The following is a 22,552-nucleotide window of genomic DNA, read 5'->3' on the forward strand; positions in this document are numbered from 1 at the left end:
GTAATATAGTCCATGAAAAAGCCTTGCTCTGAAATGTTTTGTCTTCGTAACCAAGATATTACAGATGCTAAGGCTTTTTTTTATTTATTTTTTATGTCGAACTCAGGTTAGGTATTATTTGCTTCTTTGCTAATGACGATAATCGCTTTAGCCGCCCCCGTTTTATCATCAATTTGTTGCCAGGTCCCGGTAATATCGTTTGCCCACAAATTCGTCATACATCCTGCTGTAAGCGCGGCAAGTAATATTTTTTTAAACATAGAGAGTCATTCCAAAGAATTTTTATCATCGCCCGCTCATGTTAGAAATCTTACTAAAATAGTCAACACTTATCTGAATACTATAGAGTTGATACACTAAAAAAAGCTGCCAATTTGGCAGCTTTTTTGAATAATGAGAATTAGGTATTAATCTTGGCGAATCCAGGTCTGGCTAAGGCCTAAAGCGGACACACCCACATAACCACGCAAGGTTAAACGTTTACCATTGGCATTTAGACGCACTCGAGCGTCATAAACTTTACCTGCCAATGGATCAATCACTTTACCTTTTTCATAATTGTTGGTGCCTTCCACATGTTTTAAGCCAGTCAATACATCCATGCCCATGATCGGCTGATTGGTATAAGGCGCGGGACATTTATTGCAGGTCTTTTGTGGAGTATAGCCTGGACGTGGAGTCACTTTGATAATTTTTCCAGCAAAAGTCCCATTATCATTTTGACGAATTTCAATAATTGCTTTTGGTGAGCCGGTTTTATCATCAATTTGCTGCCAGATGCCCGTCAGATCCTGTGCATAAGCAGTCCCAGTCATCAGTGCAGCGATGAACATTAATCCTAATTTAGTTTGTTTCATTATATTTATGCCTTTTTTATAGATGAATAAAATATCCCCAACACAAAAGTGCTGTTTTTATTAATCCTGGCGAATCCAGGTTTGTGTGCGACCAATCGCAGAGATCCCGATATATCCACGTAAAGTCAGTCGTTTCCCATTGGCAGAAATCCGCCCTTTTAAATCATAAATTTTGCCGGTGAGTGGATCGAGTACCCGGCCATGTGCATAGTTATTTTTGGTGGTGGGTTTCAGTCCTTTAATGACGTCTAATCCCAAAATCGGTTTATCGGTTTATCGGTATAAGGTGATGGACATTTGACACATTTTTCCCGTGGGGTATAGTCTGGGCGAGGTGTGACTTTAGTAATCGTTCCGGTATAGGAGCCATCAGCCTGAGTTTTCATTTCAATCAATGCTTTAGGTGAGCCAGTTTTATCATCAATCTGTTGCCAGAGACCAGATAACTCCTGAGCAAAGGCCATAGAGCCTGTGAATAAAGAAGCTGAAAAAACAGTTAAAATTGCGATTTTATACATGCGATATCCTTATCCTTATTTTTTTATGAACATTCACCTAATTCCATGTGGTGAATGTTGACGCAAACTACGTTAATGCACTTTCATAATCTATATTGCATAAAAAAAGCATATGTTTAATATTCATACAACTTAATGCATTAAAATGCAAGCTTCTATCTACTAAAGCATAACCCCGTCACATTTTATTTAATAAAGCAGGAATTAATCCTGCTTAATCCAGGTTTGACTACGGCCTAGTGCTGAAACGCCGATATAGCCGCGTAGGATCAGACGTTTCCCATTAGCACTTAATTTTGCTTTGGTGTTATAAAGATTCCCTGATAATGGATCAAGCAGCTTGCCTTGAGCAAAACTGTTATTGCCGACGTGCTTTAAGCCAGTGAGCACATCCAGGCCGAGAATAGGTTTATTGGTATAAGGTGCAGGACAGGACACACAGTTTTCTTTCGGGGTATATCCAGGACGCGGGGTGATTTTTGTGATCTTGGCAGCATAGACGCCGGAAGCCGTCTCACGAATTTCGAGGAATGCTTTAGGTGAACCAGTTTTGTCGTCAATATTTCTCCATGTCCCTGAAAGGTCAGAGGCCAAAGCCAGATGGCTGAAAGAGGCTAAAAGTAAAGTTGAAAAGAATTGAACCTTTTTCATATATCTGTTCCTAGGTGAGATTAGTGTTCTTACTCTATAGTAAGAACGATTACCCTATAAAACAAATGAATAATTTGATTCACTAGTCACATTTTTTGCAAATAAAGTATAAAAGTTGGCAACCAGATCGCGGTGAAGACCGCATTTACCGCCATGCCAAAAGCAGCATAACGACCTGCAACACTGCCGCGCTGCCAGGCCTGAGCTGTACCAATGGCATGTGCAGCCAGTCCTAAAGCCAATCCGGAGGCACGTTCATCATTGATATGTCTCAGAATAAATGGAGAAAAAGCTGCACCAATCACACCAGAAAGAATCACGATCAGAATGACCATGCTGATGGGTGCATCCAGCAGGGTGGCAATATTAATCGCAATTGGAGTAGTCACGGCACGGGTAGCAAACGCCATAATGTCTGCAGAGGACATATGCAGCAGATAAGCCAGTCCCATCGGTAAGGCGACAGCACTGATACTGGCAAAAACCAAAATGCCGATAATGGCTTTGAGCGGCAAGTCATCGTAGCGCATCGCGGCCAGAGGGATAGCCAAGGCGACGGTCACATAGCCGAGTAAATGGTTGAAGAGAGGATTAACTTCATCCATGTAATTTTCATAGGGAATGCCCAGCACAAATAAAATCGCCAGTACAAAGAACATGCTGAACACGATGACGGGAATTTGCGGTATGAACCGGTTACAGGGTTTGGCAATCAGATAGGCGCTGAGCGTAACCGCAAAGCCATACAAAATAGATAACATGCGGAACTCCTATAACCAGCGCTTGGCCATTTTGGCGTAAATCCATAAAGGAATCAGGGTGCTGAAAAACATGATGAACAGAAAGGCCGGAATTTTCTGGCCCATATGTACCAGCATCATTAGTGCACCTGCACTGACAGGCAGGAAAGCAAAGGCGCTTTCCTTCATCAGTTTATTATTGGTATCCACGAGGCGGGCGGGGAGTTTGCCAAAGTAGCGCCAGGTAAATAGCACAATTAAAAGGCTCAATAACCCGACCAGATTACCTAATTCAGGATGATTCAGTTGGGTCATTAACCAGACCGAAGCTTCCCGAAAGACAATAATAAGTAACAGGGTACCGATCCATGCTGGCCAATCTATTCGTTTTATCCAGTTCATTGCTATGATCATTAATATTAATAAGTTTACTTATCAAGTTTTACTCGATCTTTGACTGGATTTCAAACGCTTCCAGTGGACGCTGAAATTGTTGGGCCTGTTTGCCCAGAATTTCCTCTAAAGGTAAATGCGCCTGTTTAATCAACTGTTCCAGTTTTTGTGGGGCAATTCGAATATGAAGATGCAGCTGGCCTTCATCATCATAATGTTCTGACTGGATCACATTCAGACCATAGAGCTGGTTACGCAGCTTGCCATAAGCGGGTTTCAGGATTAAATCGAAGGATTGCAGTTTCCCCATCAAGGATTCATGTACCGCTTTACGCAGCAGATCGATACCTTCGCCACTATGTGCCGAAACATAAACCCGTTCCGGTTCGCCCGGACGTCGATAAATAATTTTGGCTTCTTCACCGCTACAGTCAATTTTGTTATAAACCTGCAGGATCGGAACATCGGCACCAATTTCTTTCAGCACTTTTTCTACAGCTTCAATCTGCTCCAGCATTTCTGGGCTGCTTGAATCAATGACATGCAGTAACAGCGTGGCTTCTACGGTTTCCTCCAAAGTTGCTTTAAAGGATTCAACCAGCGAATGGGAAAGGTTACGGACAAAACCTACCGTATCGGCCAGTACCAGATTGCCAATCCCATCCCATTCCAGACGCCGTAAAGTAGGGTCCAAAGTGGCAAACAGCTGATCGGCTGCATAGACATCGCTGTTGGCGAGTAAGTTAAACAGGGTCGACTTGCCTGCATTGGTATAGCCGACTAAAGATACTGTTGGAACAGCCGCTTTTTGACGGGCTACACGACCTTGCATCCGGGTCTGGCGGACTTTATCAATGCGTGCCTTGAGCTGTCCCATACGGATACGCAGCAAGCGGCGGTCCGTTTCCAGCAGGGTTTCACCGGGACCACGTAAACCGATCCCGCCTTTCTGACTGTCGAGATTGCCACGACTACGAATTAAACGTGAAGATAAATGTTGTAGCTGTGCCAGTTCGACTTGCAGCTTACCTTCATAGGTACGGGCACGCTGGGCAAAAATATCCAGAATCAGTTCAGTACGATCGACCACGCGGCATTTGATCACCTGTTCCAGATTTCGGGCTTGGGCTGGGGTCAGGGCATGGTCAAAAATGACCAGATTGGCATCCAGTTCTTCAACACGCTCAGCGATTTCTTCTGCCTTGCCGGAGCCGATAAAAAATTTGGCATCGGGTTTCACCCGCTGAGCATAAATATGTTCCAGAATTTCAGCATCTGCAGACTGGGCCAGTAAACGAAACTCTTCAGCATCAAGGTCATCCAGCATTTGTACGCTGACACTCACCAGAATGACGCGCTCTTTCCCTCGATGTTGTTGTAAATATTCCACTCAGGCCAATCTCCACTTGAAAACTTTAGTGTAGTTGAAAAAGGGCTGAGCAGATACCGAATTAGCGCGGCTTTGGTTTAAAGTGCGCTGATAAACAGTTGTGCAAGTGTTACCAGTACCACGGCATAGATGAAGGTGCCGCCCAAAATATATTTGAGCACTTGTAAAGGCGGAGGTGTGTCGTTCGCGGGCTGGGTTTGATCTGGCATGGCTACGATCCTTTTCAATCTAATATTTCGATAGTTTTATTTTGAATGATTTTTTAATCCAATTAAAATTGAAGATATAGATGCTATTGGTCTATTTTTATTATCAATGCAAGTTGCGAATGAACAGTATAGAATGAGTTTAATTCGTGGATATTCCCTGTATCTCGCTTAGGATTTAATGACGTTTTTATGAACTCAACTGTACAAAACCAGACTCCAGATATCGAAGGCTTGGCCAAGTTTTTTCTGTATAGCCGGAAAATTACCGCCTCATTGGCCACCATCAGTGAGGGGTTCTATTTGGTTTTTCGTCATGGCTTATATAAAAATCCGAATAACCCGACCAATACTCGCTATGTGCAACATTTTTGCCGCCAGTTATGCAAAGTATTCAATATCGAAGTGCGGGTACATGGCGAGATTCCGCGTGAACCCGCCTTATGGGTCAGTAACCATGTGTCCTGGCTCGATATTGCAGTTCTGGGTTCAGGGGCACGCGTATTTTTTCTGGCGAAAGCAGAAATTGAGAACTGGCCAATTCTAGGCAAATTGGCCAAGGGTGGTGGCACCTTATTTATTAAACGTGGTTCAGGAGATTCCGTCAGGATTCGTGAACAAATTACCGGTTTCCTGAAACAGAATATTCCGGTGCTGTTCTTTCCTGAAGCGACGACTTCTGATGGGCGAGCCATCAAAAAAGTGCACGGCCGGATTTTAGGCGCCGCGATTGAAGCGCAGCGTCCTGTACAAATCTGTCTGATTTGTTATGTGAATCAGCAGGGTGAACTGGATATGGTTGCGCCGTTTGTCAATGACATCAGTTTTGCTGCCCATGTCAAAAAAGTACTGGAAATGCCGCAAGTCATTGCACATTTAGTGGCTTTACCTGCAATTGCCACGGAAGGGCATACGGTTGAAAGCCTTACCCGTGTGGTCCAAGAAAAAATGCAGACTGGCCTAGTTGAACTTCAGTCACGGGTATTAAAAAAGCCTCAATAAGAGGCTTTTTTATGGTTTTTGTTCAAAGAATCAAACTTACATAAAGCCTTCAATAGGCAGCCACGACACCAGTTTAAGTCCAGCTTTCTGATACCATTTCATTTTTGGTTCTTTGGTAAACGTTTGAACATCACCATTGGCTTTCTTGATTTTCCAGTTAATGTTCTGATTCGCATCCAGCACCAGTTTATACGCATATTTGCTTAAATTTTTGTCCATGGTGTCGTGTACTGCACGTGCCAAAGACGGACTGTTCAGCAACACGCCAATTTCAGTATTCAAATAGGCTGAACGCGGATCAAAGTTAAAAGAACCAATAAACACCTGTTTTTGATCCAGTGCCATCAGTTTGGCATGCAGGCTGGAACGGCTCAGTCCTTTCAGGCTGACTTTAGCTTTTTTCGAAATTTCCTCAGTATTGGCATTTAGGTGATTAGCTTCTGGCGCTGCCAAGAACTCATACAGCTGCACCCCATTTTCCAATAGATCCTGACGATATTTGGCATAAAAGGCATGCACCACGGCAACGTCGTTGGCCTTAAAAGAGTTGGTCAGGACGCGAACCTTGATATTCTCATTCGCCAGTTTCTTTAAACGGTCTGCACCAATTTTTTCCGGGACAAAATAGGCAGAGACAATATCGACACTTTGTTCAGGTTTTTCCAGGCGCTGTAATAACTGGAAATTCAGGTGTTCTTCGGTTTTGGCCTTGGCTTTGATTTTGCTCGGTGGATCTTTGACCACTTCAGCTTCCACCCAATCCAGCTGAATGTTTTGTTCCAGCCATTGGTCAAAGGCTCTGGAACGATTGGCCAGATCCAGATAATTTTGAGTCGCTGGATCCTGACTATGGGTTTCTAGCTGTTCTTTTAAACTTGGAAAACGTAAGCCATGATGCCGTGGATTCACAACCTCTTGCACCGGATAGGCATAATCATCATTCCAGTATTCATCGAAGGAATGAATGATTTCATCCGATGCCGCACCGACCAGCATCACATCGACATCAGAGAACTGATAGCTTTCACTGACATTATAATACTGGTTGCTCATATTGCGGCCGCCAATCAAGGCAATCTGGTTATCGGCAATAAAACTTTTATTGTGCATGCGGCGGTTAATGCGCTTTAAATCCAGCACCATGTCCATGGCGCGGTATTTACGAAAGCGATAGGGATTATACAGTTTGACATCGATATTCTGATGCTGGTTTAAGGCCAGATAAATCCCTTCCATTTTCTTGGCATTATTGTCATCCATCAACAGGCGCACTTTTACGCCACGATCCGCTGCCTGAATAATCGCATGCAGGGCGAGGGCACCGATTCGGTCATTATCCCAAATGTAATATTGCAGATCCAGACTGCGTTCCGCTTTATTAATCAGCTGAATCCGCGCAGCCAGTGCTTCAAGCGGATCATACAGCACGCGATAACCGGTCAACCCGATGTTCTGATCACGTAAAGGTTCAACAATTTGTGCCAGGCTGGTTCGCGATGTATCCGTTTCAAATGCCATCTGGCTTGGCTGTTCGGTTTGCTTGGGTAAGGTGCTACACGCAGGCAGACCCAGTACCAGGCTACAGCTCAGTAAAATGCCGGCTTTATAGCGATGAGTGCGTATAAAACTTGAGGATTGAAGATGAACTTGATCGCGGGGAGCAGTGGCCATATAAGTCGAAGAATGAAAAATTAGAATTGAGTATAATTGCCAGCTATGAAAAGATAAATATAAAGCCAGTAATCTGCTGCTCGACTGAATAAGGCCAATTTATGTGGGATTCGAATTCCGTACTGTTTTATTTTTATCTAGGAATGGCGATTTTAGCCATCTGGGCTGTGGCTCAGGCATGGTCGAGCCAATCACGTACCGAAACCATTCATCCCTTTAAAGCTTTTGGTCATTTGCTGGCGTTTTATCTTGCCTATTTATTAATCCCTTTGGTTTTCTTCAGTATTTATGCTGGATGGACGGGGTATTATTCGCTGCATGAAGCTATTTTTGTATTTTTGCTGAGTGGGGTTTTGACTTATGCACGCTTTATCGAGCCACATTTAATTCAAGTGAAAACGACACAATATCAGATCAATGCAGATAAACGTTTAAAGCAGCCAGTAAAAATCGCCCTGATTGCAGATTTGCATATCGGTCTGTTTTCGGGTCATGAGCGTCAGTTGCGACAAATTGTACACAAATTAAATCATATTCAACCTGATTTGGTGGTGGTTGCTGGCGACTGGACTTACGAGCCAGAAAATAAACTGGCACAGGAATTGGCAGTTTTAAAAGAGATTCACGCTCCGGTCTATTCAGTCAATGGTAACCATGACGAGCAATATCCTGGCCCCCCGATTCAGGAATTGTTGTATTATGCACTGCAAGTCAATCAGGTCATGGATATCGAAGGTAAAATTGTCGAATTTGATGAGTTTCGCCTTTTGGGCGTGGGTGATCTCTGGGCTGGAAAAGCCGATATGCGCAGTTTGCCAGACTTGCCTCAGGACAAGCCTTGGGTCATTCTTTCGCATAACCCGGATACGGTCGATATGATTCCCAAACTGCCGATGCGCCCTCTGATGCTGTCTGGACATACTCATGGCGGACAGGTGGAGCTGCCTTGGTTAACTAATTACGTCATGAAAAAGGTTTCAATTTTGGGACATAAAAAGGGCATGTACCGCCATGAACATGCAGATGTGTTCGTTACTGTCGGTACCGGCTTAGTCGGCGTGCCTTTCCGTTTCCGGGTGCCGCCTACCATTGATATTATTGAACTAATCTAAATTCAGTCGGCATTCTGTACTGCGTTAACTGATAATCCAGACCAGAATCAATAACACGACTGCGACGGCTGCCATCATCCAGATTTTCTTTTCAATTTTTTGGGTTGGCACATTTTCACGTAATTGTTGCGCAGTGATTTCAGCTTCTGTGGGTGTACTCAAACTAGGATGGGTGGGGATTTCCAGTGGCGGTGTCACCAGGTTGATATCATCGGCATCATCACTAAAGCGTGGACCGGTACTTTCATGCTTCATGACCACATCATGTTCCCGCACAATTTCATCAATCACTTGCAGTGCCTGAGCTTCATCCAAGGGTGTATTCTTGGTGATATAGCGAACAGCTTCTAATTTTTTATCATCTTCCAGCAAAATAATGATATTGACCAACTGCTCCTGCGAGAGGTATTCAATAAGATCCTGCATGGCCTTGCCTCATTTTTTTGAATTGAGTTCATTTGATTGTTGAGCAAATTTAACGAGATAAGTAGCCGAGTTTTGTTGTGAAATCATAAAAAAAGCCAGCATCGAGTGCTGGCTTTTGAATCGATCTAAAACCTTAGATCTGATTGTTTACATCATCATTCTTGGTTTCACGAATCAGTAAAAACGCGACAAGCGACAGGATAGATGCTGCGGTCAGGTAATAACCGACTGCAGACAGACCATAGGCCGTTGCCAGCTTGGTTGCGATTAGCGGTGCAAATGATGCGCCGAAAATACCTGCCAAGTTAAAGGTTAATGCAGAACCTGTATAACGTACTGAAGTCGGGAAGATTTCAGACAATACAGTACCGATTGGCCCATAAGTTAAGCCCATAATCGCCAGACCAATACACAAGAACAGGAACACCACCAAGGTGCTGCCAGATTCAAGCATATCTGCAAAGAAGATACCGAAGATCGCAGAAATGACACATACCGCAATGGAAGTAGTCTTACGGCCAAATTTCTCTGCCAATACTGCTGAAAGCGGGATGAATGCAGCAAAACACAGGGTTGCAACTAACTGCAATTGCAGGAATTCTTCACGGGAATAACCGAGTTGTTTGGTTCCCCATTGCAATGCAAATACCGTAGTAAGGTAGAACACAACAAATGTACAGATTGCAGCAATCGTACCCAGAACCAGCATACGAGAGTGCTTTTTGAACACTTGAACAAAAGGAACATTTACTTCTTTTTGTTTATCCAGCACTTTCTGGAAAGCAGGCGTTTCATGCAGTTTTAAACGGATCCATAAACCGACAATTACCAACAAGGCACTTGAGATAAACGGAATACGCCAGCCCCAAGCCATAAAGTCAGCTTCAGACATGAAAGCGCCAAGCGTCAGGAAAGAACCTGTTGCCAGAATAAAGCCGATCGGAGCACCCAGTTGCGGGAACATGCCATACCAGGCACGTTTGCCTTCCGGGGCATTTTCAGTTGCAAGAAGTACCGCACCTGACCATTCACCACCTAGACCCAAGCCCTGACCTAAACGGCACAGTGCAAGTAACAGTGGCGCAGCAATTCCGATTTGCGCATAAGTTGGCAATAGACCAATCGCAACGGTTGAAATCCCCATAGTCAGCAAAGCAGCGACCAAGGTGGCTTTTCGTCCGATCCGGTCACCTAAATGACCAAATAATGCTGCACCAATCGGACGGGCAATAAAGGCAATGGCAAAAGTCGCAAGAGACTGAATGGTTGCGGTCATCGGATCTGTACTGGTAGGGAAGAACAGATACGGAAAAATAATGACAGCAGCGGTGGCATAAATATAAAAATCGAAGAATTCGATTGTGGTGCCTACCAAGCTCGCTGTTAAAACGCGAAATTTTGAATTTTGTGCTGGCTGAGCAGCAGAATTAGACGACGCCATGGAAAACCTTACACTTACTAAAAATAAAAAAACTTAGTTTTAAAAGCGTAATCTTTTTAAAAAAGGCGTAATTTTTTAAAAAAACAACTGCAATCTTCTCGCTTCAACTCGCTCAGGGTCACTGAAATGAAAAAGGAGATGATTAAATCACGTAAAGATAGATAGACAGAAAATGTGATCCTGCGCCTATCAATACAAATATGTGCCAGATAGCGTGGGTATATCTTACTCTTTTTAAAGCGTAAAACAATGCACCCACGGTATAAGCGAGTCCACCAATGATGAGAAAGGTTAAAGATTGAGCACTTAAATATTGCTGCATATCATCAATCACCAGCAGCGCCAGCCAGCCCATGGCCAGATAAGCCGCCAAAGAAAGTTTCTGAAAACGATGAATGAAAACGAACTTGAAAAGTGTACCAAGAAGAGCAATCACCCAGAGAGCAATCAATAAATACTGGGCTTTGGCAGTCGGAATGGCAATCGACAGGAAAGGGGTATAGGTTCCGGCGATTAAATAATAAATCGCAGTATGATCGATTTTTTTATAAAAATAACGGCGGTCTGCTGCAGTGGCCATGTGGTAAAGCATTGAAGCAGAAAACAGCAGAATCATGCTCAGTGCATAAACCCACAGTCCAATCCATTGTCCAGTACTGAGGTAAGACCCTTTAATAATCAAAAGAATACCAGCAACAATGGACAGCCCGGCACCTACGCCATGACTAATATAGTTAATCCATTCCTCATTTTGATCATAATCTGGAACCAGTGGAGCATTCTGCATGATTGTCATTCTTCTTCAAATATACACTTGTATAATAATTCAATTTTGCTTTTAGGTTAAGAAGATTTAAACTTGATGCGCAATTCATTTCAGGTTTTATCTATGTCAACGTTGGCAACTCTCTCAGATCAGGAACAGCAATTCTTGGACACCTTTCAGCAAGCTGTTGAAAGGGATCAATTTGATCGCCTGATCTTAAGCCAGTATAAAGGTGAACTGCAGGATTTAGAGAAAATGACCTTGCGAGTCATTACATTAAATGAACAGCGCGTATTGAGCTGTCTGTATCGTTACAAGACTCAGGATGTCACCAAAAATTATCCTTTAGAAGAAGCTTTATCGCAGGTGACTACATTGTTAGCATATTGCAAACAAGCCAATCTGATCACCGTCGATGAAGAATTACAGCTGAAAAAAAACAAGAAAAAAGCCATGTTAACGCGCAGCAAACATAAAGCAGCGATGAATCAGGTGAAGCCTGTTGAACAAGGCCATGACCGGATTAAACAACGTTTTGTCGATCAGGACAGTATTTTTCTCCAGCATCTCGGTATTACCGATCAAAAAGCGCAAATCATTCCGAGCATGGCGCGTAAATGGAAGCAGATTAATAAGTTTGTGGAAATTTTCTCAGGTGCCTTGGCGCAGATTAAGCCACAAGCCGAGGGCCTGCGTGTGGTGGATTTTGGTTCGGGTAAAGGCTATCTGACCTGTGCTTTATATGACTATATGCAAAAACATGGTCAAACGCCGTATGTCACCGGGGTAGAGCTTAATCCGAAAATGGTTGAATTCTGCCAGAATGTCGCGCAGCAATCTGGTTTTGATCAGCTGGACTTTTTCCAGGGGGATGTGCGTACTTATGCGCCAGAACGTCTGGATGTGATGATTGCCTTGCATGCCTGTGATGTAGCAACAGATTTTGCGATTCATAGCGGGATTCGCCTGAATGCACAGATGATCATGTGCGCGCCGTGTTGTCATAAGGAGTTACGTCCACAGTTACAAACACCGAAAGTCCTGAGTCCGATGTTGCAGTTTGGTATTCATGCCGGACAGCAGGCCGAAATGCTGACTGACACCATACGTGCTTTACTACTCAAAGCTTATGGTTATGAAACCAAAGTTTTTGAATTTGTGGCGCTGGAACATACCAGTAAAAATAAAATGATTCTGGCGACAAAACGTAAAGACTATCAACAACCTGATCAGTCGGTTCTGGCACAAATTCAGGCCTTAAAAGAGATGTATGGGATCCAGAAACATTCACTGGAATTGTTGCTTAATGACCAGTGGGATCAGAAGGGAATTGGTTCTAAATGCTAAATAGTCCAGAACTTAAAATAGTGTCCGGCAGCTGGAAAGATTTGGCAGTGTATGCCAAAGCGATTCGTGAAGCCGTGTTTATTCAAGAACAGCATATTGCAGCTGAAGATGAGTGGGATGTTGAAGATGCGGTTGCTGTACATTTCATTGTTTTTCAGCAGGATCAGGCGATTGCTACAGCACGCTTATTGTCAAATAACAGTATCGGTCGGGTTGCAGTCCTAACCACAGCACGCGGTTTAGGTGTTGGTCAGCGCTTGATGCAGGCCGTGATTGACTATGCGCGTGCAGAGCAGCGTAAGTTGGTAAAGCTGTCTTCGCAAGTGCACGCCATTGGCTTCTATCAAGCGCTGGGATTTGAAGCTCAAGGTGATGAATATCTGGATTGTGGAATTCCGCATATTGATATGTATTTAAAGCTTTAATTTTCAGCCATTCAAATACGAAAAAGCGAGGCATTGACCTCGCTTTTTTATGCATAGACTGAATCTGGATCAGTGGCCATGTGCTGCATTTGAGCTGTGCTCGGCATTATCCATATTGGCATGTTCTTCAGCTGACATATTGTGTTCAGCGGCTGTCGTACCTGGATGAGCCGTATTGGTAGCTTCACGTGCTTCACGATCCGCCTGCGCTTTGGCAATGGCTTCTGGAGACATCGTCGGTGCATTTTTAAAAGCGTGTTGCTGGGTAGTTTGTTTATTTTGCTGGCTTGGCATGTAATCCGGTTCATTACTTATCGCGAGCCAAAAAATAAGCATGAATAATCCACCTAAAATACAGAAGATGATAAGTGCTTTCCAGCCCCAAGGAGATTTTTCAGGTGAACTGTGATCAGTCATAGGTCTTACCCACGTGGATATCAAACTTATGTAACTTTATAACATAAATTGATCAAAAAGCAGATCGAAATCTGTCATCAGATGAGTCTATCCAGTGCATTAAGCAAATCCAGAAGATAAAAAAGAGGAAACACGTTCCTCTTTTATTTAAGTGCCTAAGTTATTGAATCGGCTGGGCGTGTGCTGCGCGATCTTTGAGGAGTTGTGGGGCTTTGAAGCGTTCGCCATATTTATTTTCAAGTACTTTGGCACGGGTCACGGCTTTGGCTAAACCATACTGATTCAGGAATTGTACTGCACCGCCCGTCCAGGCGGCAAAGCCAATACCAAAAATGGAACCCACATTGGCATCGACGACAGATTCAAGGACACCTTCTTCCAGACAACGTACGGTATCCAGTGCCTGTACAAACAGGAAGCGGTCAATCATTTCCTGTTCAGAAATATCGTTGTCTTTTTTCCAGTAGCTGAGACCAGACCAGAGCTGCTTTTTTGCATCGGCCGGATAATCATAAAAACCTGCGCCTGCAGCCTTACCTTTACGGTTAAATTCGTGAATCATGCTGTGAATCACGTCATCCGCAGGTGATTTAGTGATGGTCTGACCTTGTGCTTCTAAAGCTTTGTATCTTTCATTGGCTACATGTTCAGACAAGGTCAAGGATACTTCATCCTGAATTGCCAATGGGCCCACCGGCATACCGGCTTTGAGTGCAGCCATTTCAATTCGCGCTGGATGTACACCTTCTGCCAGCAGGCGTAAACCTTCCTGCACAAAGGTACCAAACACGCGGCTGGTAAAGAAACCACGGCTGTCATTTACCACAACCGGTAATTTGCCAATTTGCTGCACGAAATCGAAAGCTTTGGCCAGCGTTTCTGCCGAGGTATTTTTACCTTTGATAATTTCCACCAGCTGCATTTTATCGACCGGACTGAAGAAATGCAGGCCGATAAAGTTCTGATCATTTTTTGAAGCCTGGGCTAATTCTGTGATCGGCAGGGTCGAGGTATTCGAAGCCATTACGCCGTTGCTGGCAAGATATTGTTCTGCCTCTTGTGTAACTTGAGCCTTGAGCGTGGGATTCTCAAATACGGCTTCAATGATCAGGTCACAACCCGCTAGATCTTCATTCGATGCAGTTGTTTGAATCAGGCTTAAAAACTGATCTCGTTTCTCGGCTGATAAACGCCCTTGAGCGACTTTTTTATCCAGCAGTTTCTGGCTATAGGATTTGCCTTTTTCAGCCGCTTCTAATGAAATATCTTTCAGAACTACTGGAATGCCTGTGCTGGCAGTGGCATAGGCGATCCCAGCACCCATCATGCCTGCACCTAAAATACCGACTTTAGTGGCTTTCCACTTTTCAATATCTTGAGGGCGACTGGCACCGGACTTGATTGCATTCAGACCATGCCAGAAAGTGCCAATCATATTTTTAGAAATTTGACTGGTCGCCAAATAAGTAAAGTAACGCGATTCAATGGTCAGGGCAGTATCGACATCGACCTGTGCACCTTCTACCGCAGCCGACATGATCGCTTCAGGCGCAGGATAACAGCCTTTGGTTTTATCGCGCAGCATCGCCGGAGCAATTGCCAGCATCTGGGCAACTGCTGGTGTCGAAGGGCTACCACCCGGAATTTTATAGCCTTTTACATCGAATGGCTGCTGAGATTTTGGATTGGCTTTGATCCAGGCAATGGCCTTTTTCAACAGTTCATCGGTACTGTCTGCGACCTCATGAATCAGCCCTAAAGATTTAGCTTTATCGACTCCAAACTGTTTGCCTTCCATTAATAAAGGAAGGGCATTTTGCAGACCGAGCAGGCGGATGCTACGGACGATACCACCGCCACCTGGTAATAAACCCAGTGTGACTTCAGGCAGGCCAAATTTGCTTTTAGGGTCATTCAGGGCAATACGATGATGGGCACACAGGGCAATTTCCCAGCCACCGCCAAGCGCCGTGCCATTCAGTGCAGCAACCACAGGAATACCGAGAGTTTCGATATAGCGTAGTTTGGCTTTCATCTCTTCAATCATATTGAAGAATTCAGTTGCATGCTCAGGAGTGGCTTGAATCAGTTCATCCAGATCGCCGCCAGCAAAGAAAGTTTTTTTCGCTGAACGGAAAATAATCCCGGCAATATCTTCATCTGCTTGTAACTGGACAACGACTTCATCTAGTGCCGTACGAAAGTCGGCATTCATGGTATTGGCAGACTGGTTTGGAGAATCAAACGTTAAAATAACAATATTATCTTCATTTTTTTGATATTGAATTGCGCTCATTATTTTTCTCCTTATACCAGTTCAATAATGGTTGCGATGCCCATACCGCCACCCACGCAAAGTGTAGCTACTCCACGTTTTTTGCCCTGGCGTTCTAACTCGTCCAGTAATGTCCCTAAAATCATCGCACCAGTCGCACCGAGTGGATGTCCCATGGCAATTGCACCGCCGTTGACATTCACCTTGGCAGGATCAATCTTCATTTCATTGATAAAGCGCATCACCACGGCAGCAAAAGCTTCATTGACTTCAAACAGGTCAATATCATCAATGGTTAAACCCGCCTTAGCCAAGGCCTTACGAGCAGCCGGGGCAGGGCCGGTCAGCATGATGGTTGGATCTGCACCGACCAGTGCCGTGGCCAGTACTTTGGCTCGTGGCTTCAGACCTTGTTCTTTTACCGCTTGTTCCGATGCGATCAAAACCACAGCCGCACCATCGACAATGCCTGAAGAATTCCCGGCATGATGCACATGATTGATAGCACCGACTTCAGGATATTTTTGCAGGGCAATTGCATCAAAGCCCATTTGCCCCATAGTGGCGAAACTTGGATTGAGTTTGCCCAAGCCTTCTGCGGTCGTTGTCGGTTTGATAAATTCATCTTTGTCCAGAATCACCACACCGGCTTTGTCTTTTACCGGGATCACGGATGCATTGAAATAACCATTGGCTTGAGCGGCAGCTGCTTTCTGTTGTGATTGTTCGGCAAATTGATCTACATCAGAACGCGTATAACCGTCAATCGTGGCAATCAAATCTGCACCAATACCTTGTGGAATAAAGTCACAGGCCATATTGGTCTCAGGGTCCAGTGCCCAAGGACCACCGTCAGAACCCATCGGCACGCGGGACATGGATTCGACTCCACCTGCCACAACCAGATATTCCCAGCCAGAGCGGACTTTTTGTGCGGCCAGATTGACAGCTTCCAGACCGGAAGCACAAAAACGGTTGATTTGTATACCGGCCACATCATTGTCCCAGCCGGCAGCAATAGCAGCCGTTTTGGCAATATCGGCCCCCTGATCACCAATCGGGGTGACACAACCCAGCACAATATCATCGACTTTTGAGGTGTCCAGTCCGTGACGGTCTTTCAGTTCATTGAGTAAACCAGTCAGTAATGAAATGGGTTTTACTTGATGTAAAGATCCATCTTTTTTGCCTTTTCCGCGTGGCGTACGAATGGCGTCAATAATATATGCCTCGCTCATAGCATGTCCCTTTTATTGATTTGATGAAAATTATTCTAATGACTCGAGTGTAATACTTAATTTTTGAAGTGCAATGACGAGAACGGGCCAGATCATTTGAGCGATTTAGCCAATTTTAGCTATAAAAAAGCCTAAGCTTTTGCTTAGGCGGAGAGAACTGGTTTTAATTTTTAAATGTTATTTCGCAACATCATTTGATTAATGATAGCCATGCAATTGACGATACAGACCCGGGGTTACACCGGTCCATTTCTTGAAGGCGCGGTGGAAAGTACTAGTTTCACTGAAACCGACTTGTTGTGCAACATCTTCAAGGGTTAGATCCGGATTAAGTAATAAGTGAATTGCAGCATCACGGCGTAAGGCATCTTTTACGCCTTGATAGCTTTTGCCTTCGGCTGCCAGACGGCGGCGCAAGGTTTGTGGTGATAGATATAACATCGACGCGACATCGTTTAATGTCGGCATTTCTTCCCCAATCTGGCTCTTCAGCACATCACGAATCCGTGAAGTCAGCGAGTTGGTGTTTTTGAATTTCACTAGCAATTGTGCCGGCGCAGCTTTCAAAAACTCTTCTAAGGTTTCTTCATTCTGACGAATTGGCAGGTCCAGATAGTCCGCAGCAAAAGTAATTTCGGTACGTGGCATATCGAACTGCATTACCGGCGCAAAGAACAGGGCATCATATTCATCGGCATGGGCTGGACGTGGATAGCTAAAATGCACGCGTTCCAGTGGCAGGCGACGTTCAATGAGCCAAGACGCCAAGCCATGCCAGATCATCAACATGCTTTCAGTAATAAAATGATCCGGATCCATTGCATTTGGAATGAGTGGAACAAGACGAGCTTCGTGTTTGTCACGCTCCAGGGTCACCGACCATTCATCACCAAAGAGTTTGTAGAACTGGGAAGAAAGTTCTAGTGCATCACCGAGGGTTTTGGCATGAATGATGAGCTGGCACATGATCGCAAAAGTACCCAACCGGCGTTGCTGTTTGTCAAAGCCGACATGCTCGTCCTGGGTCACCATCCACAGCATTTTAATAAAGCGGGTATATTGTTCAGGCGAAATACGCGCTTTGGGCTGATGCAGCAGTTCTGCTTCAATCCCGACGTGAGACAATAAAGTATCGACATCCATGCCCAGACGCTTAACGCCAGATAAGGCTGCATTGACGAAATGGATACTGATCGTATCGCGACTCATGTTTAATCCTTCAGTCTCTTTAATGTTCACTAATAATTGACCTAAATGACGAAAAATAATAAAGCAATGGCAATTTATAAGAACACCTTGCCATTTTCTTACATATTAGATTGCCGAAACTATCAAGGTAAATGGCTGAACATGACATTGTTTTTGTTCATTTATGTGCCTATGATGCTGAAAAAAGCAATATAAGTAGAGCAAATACTCCAATGTCATATGCATTAAAAGGATTGAAAATCCTCGATTTTTCTACACTTTTACCCGGCCCGTTTGCTACATTATATCTTGCTGATTTAGGTGCAGAAGTTGTGCATATTGAATCACCAACCCGACCGGACCTGTTGCGATTAATGCCACCCTTTGCCAATGGACAGGCCACTTCACAGAGTTATCTGAACCGAAACAAGCAATCGGTTGCTTTGGATTTGAAAGATCCTGCGAATATTGAACTGGTTAAATCCAAGATTGCAGATTATGACATTGTGATTGAGCAATTCCGTCCCGGGGTGATGCAACGTCTAGGGCTAGATTATCAAACCTTAAGCGAAATTAATCCGAAACTGATTTACTGTTCCATTACAGGTTATGGCCAAACTGGCACATATAAAGATAAGGCAGGGCACGACATTAATTACCTGGCTTTATCTGGAATTGCTGGACACAGTGGTCGGATTGAAAATGGCCCACCTGCCTTGGGAATTCAGGTCGCTGATGTTGCGGGTGGTTCCATGCATGCCGTGATTGCGATTCTGGCCGCAGTGATTGAACGCCAGCAAAGTGGCAAAGGGCAATATATTGATATTTCCATGACCGACTGTGTGGTGACGATGAATAATCTGGCGGCTTCTGCCAGTCTGGCCGGTAATCAGCATCAACGGCCAGAATCGGGGTATCTGAATGGCGGGACTTTTTACGACTATTATGAAACTCAGGATGAGCGTTATCTGTCGATTGGCAGTCTGGAACCACAATTTATGCAGGGATTGGCTCAGGCTTTAGAGCTGCCGATTCTTCTGGAAAAAGGCGCTTCTTATGCCGCTGAAGATCATGCTGCAGTGAAGCAGGCGATTCAGAATAAAATCAAGACTAAGTCTTTATCTGAATGGCAAACGCTGTTTGCCGCGTTGGATGTCTGTGTTGAACCGGTGCTCAAACTTGAAGAAGCGTTACATTCTGATCTGGCCCAGCAGCGGGCATGGGTCGTACAAGTGCCACTCAAATCCAATAGTCAGCAGACCGAAGCACAATTGGCTTGTCCGATTAAATTTTCACGTTCTACGATACGCTATGAGTTTGTAGGACAGCAATTGGGAGAAAGTCAAAATTGGTAATATTCTTAACGTGTTAATTAGATTATTAATGAAATGAGAGGAAATTTTTCCTATATGAAAATAAGTAATAATAATTGAAGATTTTCATCATTATTACTTTAAATTTAATCCAGTGCTGTAAATACTGAGATCCGTGAAACTTTGACAGGCTTATCAATAAAACCGCTATGAAATATGTATAAAAAGCATTTTATTGATAGGTTCAATCTCGCTATCCTTGCCGGCGATATAATAGAAACTACTAGCTGTACGCCATGTATTTATATACTGATTTCGATCAGCAACTGATTAATGAACGTGTTGCACAGTTCCGTGACCAAACGGAACGTTATTTAGCCGGTAAACTCACTGAAGATGAGTATCGTCCGCTTCGTCTGCAAAATGGTCTGTACGTACAGCGTTATGCGCCAATGTTACGTATTGCCGTGCCTTATGGTTTGATGAACTCAAAACAACTTCGTAAAGTGGCTGATTTGGCAAAAGAATATGACCGTGGCTACGCGCATATTTCGACCCGTCAAAACATCCAGTTTAACTGGCCTGCGCTGGAAAATGTGCCGGATATGCTGGCTGAACTGGCCACTGTGCAAATGCATGCGATTCAGACTTCAGGTAACTGTATCCGTAATACCACGACGGATCAGTATGCCGGTGTGGTTGCAGGTGAAATTGCCGATCCACGTCCGACTTGTGAATTGATCCGTCAATGGTCAACCTTCCATCCGGAATTTGCTTTCTTGCCACGTAAATTCAAGATTGCAGTCTCTGCGCTTGAAGAAACTGACCGTGCAGCCACTGCATTCCACGATATCGGTGTGTATATTGTGCGTAATGAAGCAGGCGAAATGGGCTATAAAATCAAAGTCGGTGGTGGTCTCGGCCGTACGCCAGTGATTGGTAGCTTTATCCGTGAGTTCTTGCCGCGTGAAGACCTGATTGCTTATCTGGAAGCAGTCCTTCGTGTGTATAACTTGCATGGCCGTCGCGACAACAAATATAAAGCACGTATCAAGATTCTGGTAAAAGCTTTAACACCAGCAGTATTTGCCGAGAAAGTTGAAGCTGAATTTGCGCATACGATTAAAACACTGAAAATCGATGCAGACACCTTGGCGAAAATGGATGAGAACTTCACGCCATTTGACTACCAAGATTATGCAGATGAAGATTTCACTGAACTATTTGCACAATATCCAAAATTCAAACAGTGGTTCAACATCAATACCAATGCACATAAAGTGAAAGGTTATCGTATCGTGACGATTTCACTGAAACGTGCCGGGATTGCACCGGGTGATGTCAGCACAGAAGAAATGAACCTGATTGCAGATCTTGCCGATCAGTACACTTTCGGTGAGCTGCGTACCACGCATGAACAAAACATTTCCCTGGTCGATGTACCACAAAAAGATTTGTTCGCTGTATGGCAAACCCTTGACCAAAATAACCTGGCACGTGCGCATATCGGTTTCTTGACCGACATTATTTGCTGCCCGGGCGGTGATTTCTGTTCATTGGCGAATGCGAAGTCGATTCCGATTTCTGAAGCAATTTCACGCCGTTTTGATGATCTGGATACGATTTATAACCTAGGTAAACTGGATCTGAATATTTCAGGCTGTATGAATGCCTGTGGTCACCACCACGTTGGTAACATCGGTATTTTAGGTGTAGACAAAAAAGGCGCTGAGTTCTACCAGATTACGCTTGGTGGAAATGCGGATCATGATGCGTCGATTGGTGACATTCTTGGCCCATCATTTGCAGCCGAAGTCGTACCAGATATCGTAGAAGAAATTTTGAATACTTATCTTGACCTGCGTCAGGAAGGTGAAGAGTTTATCGATACTTATCGCCGTGTCGGCATTCAACCATTTAAGGAGCGTGCATATGCTTAATACCGCACTTCAAGTACTCTCTAAAGATGGCACGATTGCAGACAATACCTATCAATTGATGGGTGAAGATGGTGTTTTGCCTCAGGGTGATGTGGTATTAACTGTTGAACAGTTAGATCAAATTACCAATGTGACAGGCAAAAAAGCATTGTACTTAACTGTAGATGCTTCGCCTGAAACCAATGATTTTCCGCTCGATCAGCTCGATGCAATCTTTATTGAGTTTGCCGGTTTTAATGATGGCCGTGGTTATTCATTTGCAGCACTTCTTCGCCGTCAGGGTTTCCAGGGCGAATTGCGTGCTACTGGAGATGTATTCAAAGATGTACTGAATTACATGAAGCGTTCTGGTTTCGATACTTTTGTGATTAAAGAAGGTAAGGATATTCAGGAAGCTGCTGCTGGTTTGAATGATTTCAGAAATCCGTATCAGGCATCGACTGCGGTTGCACAGGCACATTATCAAACAGGTGCATAATTTAAATTAAGTTACTGTCAAAAAGCCGGATTGATTCCGGCTTTTTTATGTCTTGATAAAAACCTTTAATTTTCTTCAAGTTGACAGTTGATCATCCAGTGGATTCCAAACTGATCGCTAAAGGCGGCATAAAGTGCGCCCCAAAAGGTTCTTTCTAGCGGCATCTCAATTTGACCATTCACCGATAAAGCATCAAAGAGTCGTTGTGCTTCAGCTTGTTCGCTAGCGTCTAAGTTAATGGAAATATAGTGGTTATTACCTTGCGTAAACACGGTATTGGTTTGCGCGCAAAATTGATCATTCGTATCGGATGCCATCAGTTCTGTAAATTCGTTAATGGGAAGTGAGATATGCAAGATTTTATTTTTATCCACTTCCGACAGTGTGACACCTTCTTCAGTTGGCATTTCACCATAACGACTCAGACTTGAAAATTCGCCTCCAAAAACTGATTTATAAAAGTTAAAGGCTGCTTCAGCCTGACCTTGGAAATTGAGGTAATGATTCAGTTGCATGGGAGAACTCCCTTTTTATTTTGCTTGCTTTAATTTACGCCACTTTGTGGTATTTTGCGCGAGCAAGCTTTATCAAAATGTAAGCGAAAAAAATCCTCCAGATCAGGAGGATTTTTAACTCCCTCTCCCTATGGGCATAGGTATCTACACAATTCCTGAACTTTGCGTTAAATTGAAGAGCATGCTCTTCAATTTAACATCTCTGGCCTGGATCAGCGTCTTGTCAAGCGCTATAACAGCCTT

Annotated in this window: 22 protein-coding genes and 2 pseudogenes; 7 read left to right on the plus strand and 17 right to left on the minus strand. The window is 44.0% G+C overall.

All coding sequences use genetic code 11. From position 1 onward, the window contains the following. Positions 1 to 110 precede the first annotated feature (110 nt). The 8 genes and pseudogenes from WFH18_RS12670 to WFH18_RS12705 form a co-directional block, all read right to left on the minus strand. Positions 111 to 260: pseudogene (locus WFH18_RS12670) on the minus strand (DUF2147 domain-containing protein); the annotation flags it as partial. Between the two features lie 147 nt (positions 261 to 407). Continuing rightward, entirely contained in the window at positions 408 to 857 is a 450-nt protein-coding gene (locus tag WFH18_RS12675) for a DUF2147 domain-containing protein (RefSeq protein ID WP_121979986.1), read from the minus strand. 60 nt (positions 858 to 917) lie between these two features. Next, a pseudogene (locus WFH18_RS12680) lies at positions 918 to 1,375 on the minus strand (DUF2147 domain-containing protein). A 204-nt stretch (positions 1,376 to 1,579) separates the two neighbouring features. After that, positions 1,580 to 2,026, minus strand: coding sequence for a DUF2147 domain-containing protein (locus WFH18_RS12685; RefSeq protein WP_005106118.1), 447 nt, complete (start codon positions 2,024 to 2,026; stop codon positions 1,580 to 1,582). Between the two features lie 86 nt (positions 2,027 to 2,112). After that, on the minus strand, positions 2,113 to 2,787 hold the full coding sequence (locus WFH18_RS12690) for an LrgB family protein (RefSeq protein ID WP_044111685.1): 675 nt from the start codon (positions 2,785 to 2,787) through the stop codon (positions 2,113 to 2,115). A gap of 9 nt (positions 2,788 to 2,796) precedes the next feature. Then, a complete protein-coding gene (locus tag WFH18_RS12695) occupies positions 2,797 to 3,168 on the minus strand; it encodes a hypothetical protein (RefSeq protein ID WP_121979987.1) in 372 nt (123 codons plus the stop codon). 40 nt (positions 3,169 to 3,208) lie between these two features. After that, positions 3,209 to 4,549 carry a ribosome rescue GTPase HflX gene (gene hflX / locus WFH18_RS12700; protein WP_121979988.1) on the minus strand — a complete coding sequence of 447 codons (1,341 nt, stop codon included), beginning with the start codon at positions 4,547 to 4,549 and terminating at the stop codon, positions 3,209 to 3,211. Positions 4,550 to 4,626: 77 nt separating this feature from the next. Further along, a complete protein-coding gene (locus WFH18_RS12705) occupies positions 4,627 to 4,758 on the minus strand; it encodes a hypothetical protein (RefSeq protein ID WP_005104169.1) in 132 nt (43 codons plus the stop codon). 189 nt (positions 4,759 to 4,947) lie between these two features. On the opposite strand from WFH18_RS12705, the gene WFH18_RS12710 reads away from it, so the two are divergent. After that, positions 4,948 to 5,757: a lysophospholipid acyltransferase family protein gene (locus WFH18_RS12710; RefSeq protein ID WP_004645956.1), complete on the plus strand. Its 810-nt coding sequence runs from the start codon at positions 4,948 to 4,950 to the stop codon at positions 5,755 to 5,757. Between the two features lie 36 nt (positions 5,758 to 5,793). Here the strand turns inward: WFH18_RS12710 and WFH18_RS12715 are convergent, their stop codons facing one another. Continuing rightward, positions 5,794 to 7,428 (minus strand): phospholipase D family protein, encoded by a 1,635-nt coding sequence (locus WFH18_RS12715; protein WP_004645955.1) that lies wholly within the window; start codon positions 7,426 to 7,428, stop codon positions 5,794 to 5,796. Between the two features lie 101 nt (positions 7,429 to 7,529). Here WFH18_RS12715 and WFH18_RS12720 point away from each other — a divergent pair, with 101 nt between their 5' ends. Continuing rightward, positions 7,530 to 8,540, plus strand: coding sequence for a metallophosphoesterase (locus tag WFH18_RS12720; protein ID WP_121979989.1), 1,011 nt, complete (start codon positions 7,530 to 7,532; stop codon positions 8,538 to 8,540). A gap of 24 nt (positions 8,541 to 8,564) precedes the next feature. Here WFH18_RS12720 and WFH18_RS12725 read toward each other — a convergent pair whose 3' ends face one another. The 3 genes from WFH18_RS12725 to trhA form a co-directional block, all read right to left on the minus strand. Beyond that, positions 8,565 to 8,966, minus strand: a complete 402-nt coding sequence (locus tag WFH18_RS12725) for a hypothetical protein (RefSeq protein WP_121979990.1) — start codon at positions 8,964 to 8,966, stop codon at positions 8,565 to 8,567. Between the two features lie 133 nt (positions 8,967 to 9,099). Beyond that, entirely contained in the window at positions 9,100 to 10,407 is a 1,308-nt protein-coding gene (locus tag WFH18_RS12730; RefSeq protein WP_004281697.1) for an MFS transporter, read from the minus strand. Positions 10,408 to 10,549: 142 nt separating this feature from the next. Then, on the minus strand, positions 10,550 to 11,194 hold the full coding sequence (gene trhA / locus WFH18_RS12735; RefSeq protein ID WP_121979996.1) for a PAQR family membrane homeostasis protein TrhA: 645 nt from the start codon (positions 11,192 to 11,194) through the stop codon (positions 10,550 to 10,552). 102 nt (positions 11,195 to 11,296) lie between these two features. On the opposite strand from trhA, the gene WFH18_RS12740 reads away from it, so the two are divergent. Both WFH18_RS12740 and WFH18_RS12745 read left to right on the plus strand, forming a co-directional pair. Further along, positions 11,297 to 12,520, plus strand: coding sequence for a class I SAM-dependent methyltransferase (locus WFH18_RS12740; RefSeq protein ID WP_121979991.1), 1,224 nt, complete (start codon positions 11,297 to 11,299; stop codon positions 12,518 to 12,520). Further along, positions 12,514 to 12,945 carry a GNAT family N-acetyltransferase gene (locus tag WFH18_RS12745; RefSeq protein ID WP_005106126.1) on the plus strand — a complete coding sequence of 144 codons (432 nt, stop codon included), beginning with the start codon at positions 12,514 to 12,516 and terminating at the stop codon, positions 12,943 to 12,945. The genes WFH18_RS12740 and WFH18_RS12745 overlap by 7 nt, the downstream gene beginning before the upstream one ends. A 69-nt stretch (positions 12,946 to 13,014) precedes the next feature. Here the strand turns inward: WFH18_RS12745 and WFH18_RS12750 are convergent, their stop codons facing one another. The 4 genes from WFH18_RS12750 to WFH18_RS12765 all read right to left on the minus strand — a co-directional run bounded on the left by WFH18_RS12750 (position 13,015) and on the right by WFH18_RS12765 (position 18,084). Further along, positions 13,015 to 13,362, minus strand: coding sequence for a hypothetical protein (locus WFH18_RS12750; RefSeq protein ID WP_121979992.1), 348 nt, complete (start codon positions 13,360 to 13,362; stop codon positions 13,015 to 13,017). 160 nt (positions 13,363 to 13,522) lie between these two features. Next, on the minus strand, positions 13,523 to 15,658 hold the full coding sequence (locus tag WFH18_RS12755; RefSeq protein ID WP_121979993.1) for a 3-hydroxyacyl-CoA dehydrogenase NAD-binding domain-containing protein: 2,136 nt from the start codon (positions 15,656 to 15,658) through the stop codon (positions 13,523 to 13,525). 11 nt (positions 15,659 to 15,669) lie between these two features. Beyond that, positions 15,670 to 16,875, minus strand: a complete 1,206-nt coding sequence (locus WFH18_RS12760) for an acetyl-CoA C-acetyltransferase (protein WP_121979994.1) — start codon at positions 16,873 to 16,875, stop codon at positions 15,670 to 15,672. 198 nt (positions 16,876 to 17,073) lie between these two features. After that, positions 17,074 to 18,084: an AraC family transcriptional regulator gene (locus WFH18_RS12765; RefSeq protein ID WP_005106131.1), complete on the minus strand. Its 1,011-nt coding sequence runs from the start codon at positions 18,082 to 18,084 to the stop codon at positions 17,074 to 17,076. A gap of 212 nt (positions 18,085 to 18,296) precedes the next feature. On the opposite strand from WFH18_RS12765, the gene WFH18_RS12770 reads away from it, so the two are divergent. From WFH18_RS12770 to WFH18_RS12780, 3 genes are all read left to right on the plus strand, one after another. Further along, the gene (locus WFH18_RS12770) at positions 18,297 to 19,418 is read left to right on the plus strand and encodes a CaiB/BaiF CoA transferase family protein (RefSeq protein ID WP_121979995.1); all 1,122 of its coding nucleotides are present in this window, start codon (positions 18,297 to 18,299) and stop codon (positions 19,416 to 19,418) included. 254 nt (positions 19,419 to 19,672) lie between these two features. Next, entirely contained in the window at positions 19,673 to 21,316 is a 1,644-nt protein-coding gene (locus WFH18_RS12775; protein WP_005106135.1) for a nitrite/sulfite reductase, read from the plus strand. Then, positions 21,309 to 21,794, plus strand: a complete 486-nt coding sequence (locus WFH18_RS12780) for a DUF934 domain-containing protein (RefSeq protein WP_005106136.1) — start codon at positions 21,309 to 21,311, stop codon at positions 21,792 to 21,794. Before WFH18_RS12775 ends, WFH18_RS12780 begins: the two co-directional genes overlap by 8 nt. A gap of 65 nt (positions 21,795 to 21,859) precedes the next feature. On the opposite strand, the gene WFH18_RS12785 is transcribed toward WFH18_RS12780, so the two are convergent. Next, positions 21,860 to 22,309 (minus strand): VOC family protein, encoded by a 450-nt coding sequence (locus WFH18_RS12785; protein WP_004281708.1) that lies wholly within the window; start codon positions 22,307 to 22,309, stop codon positions 21,860 to 21,862. Positions 22,310 to 22,552: the final 243 nt, after the last annotated feature.

It is taken from the genome of Acinetobacter sp. USHLN143, assembly GCF_037145695.1.
Lineage (GTDB): Bacteria > Pseudomonadota > Gammaproteobacteria > Pseudomonadales > Moraxellaceae > Acinetobacter > Acinetobacter fasciculus.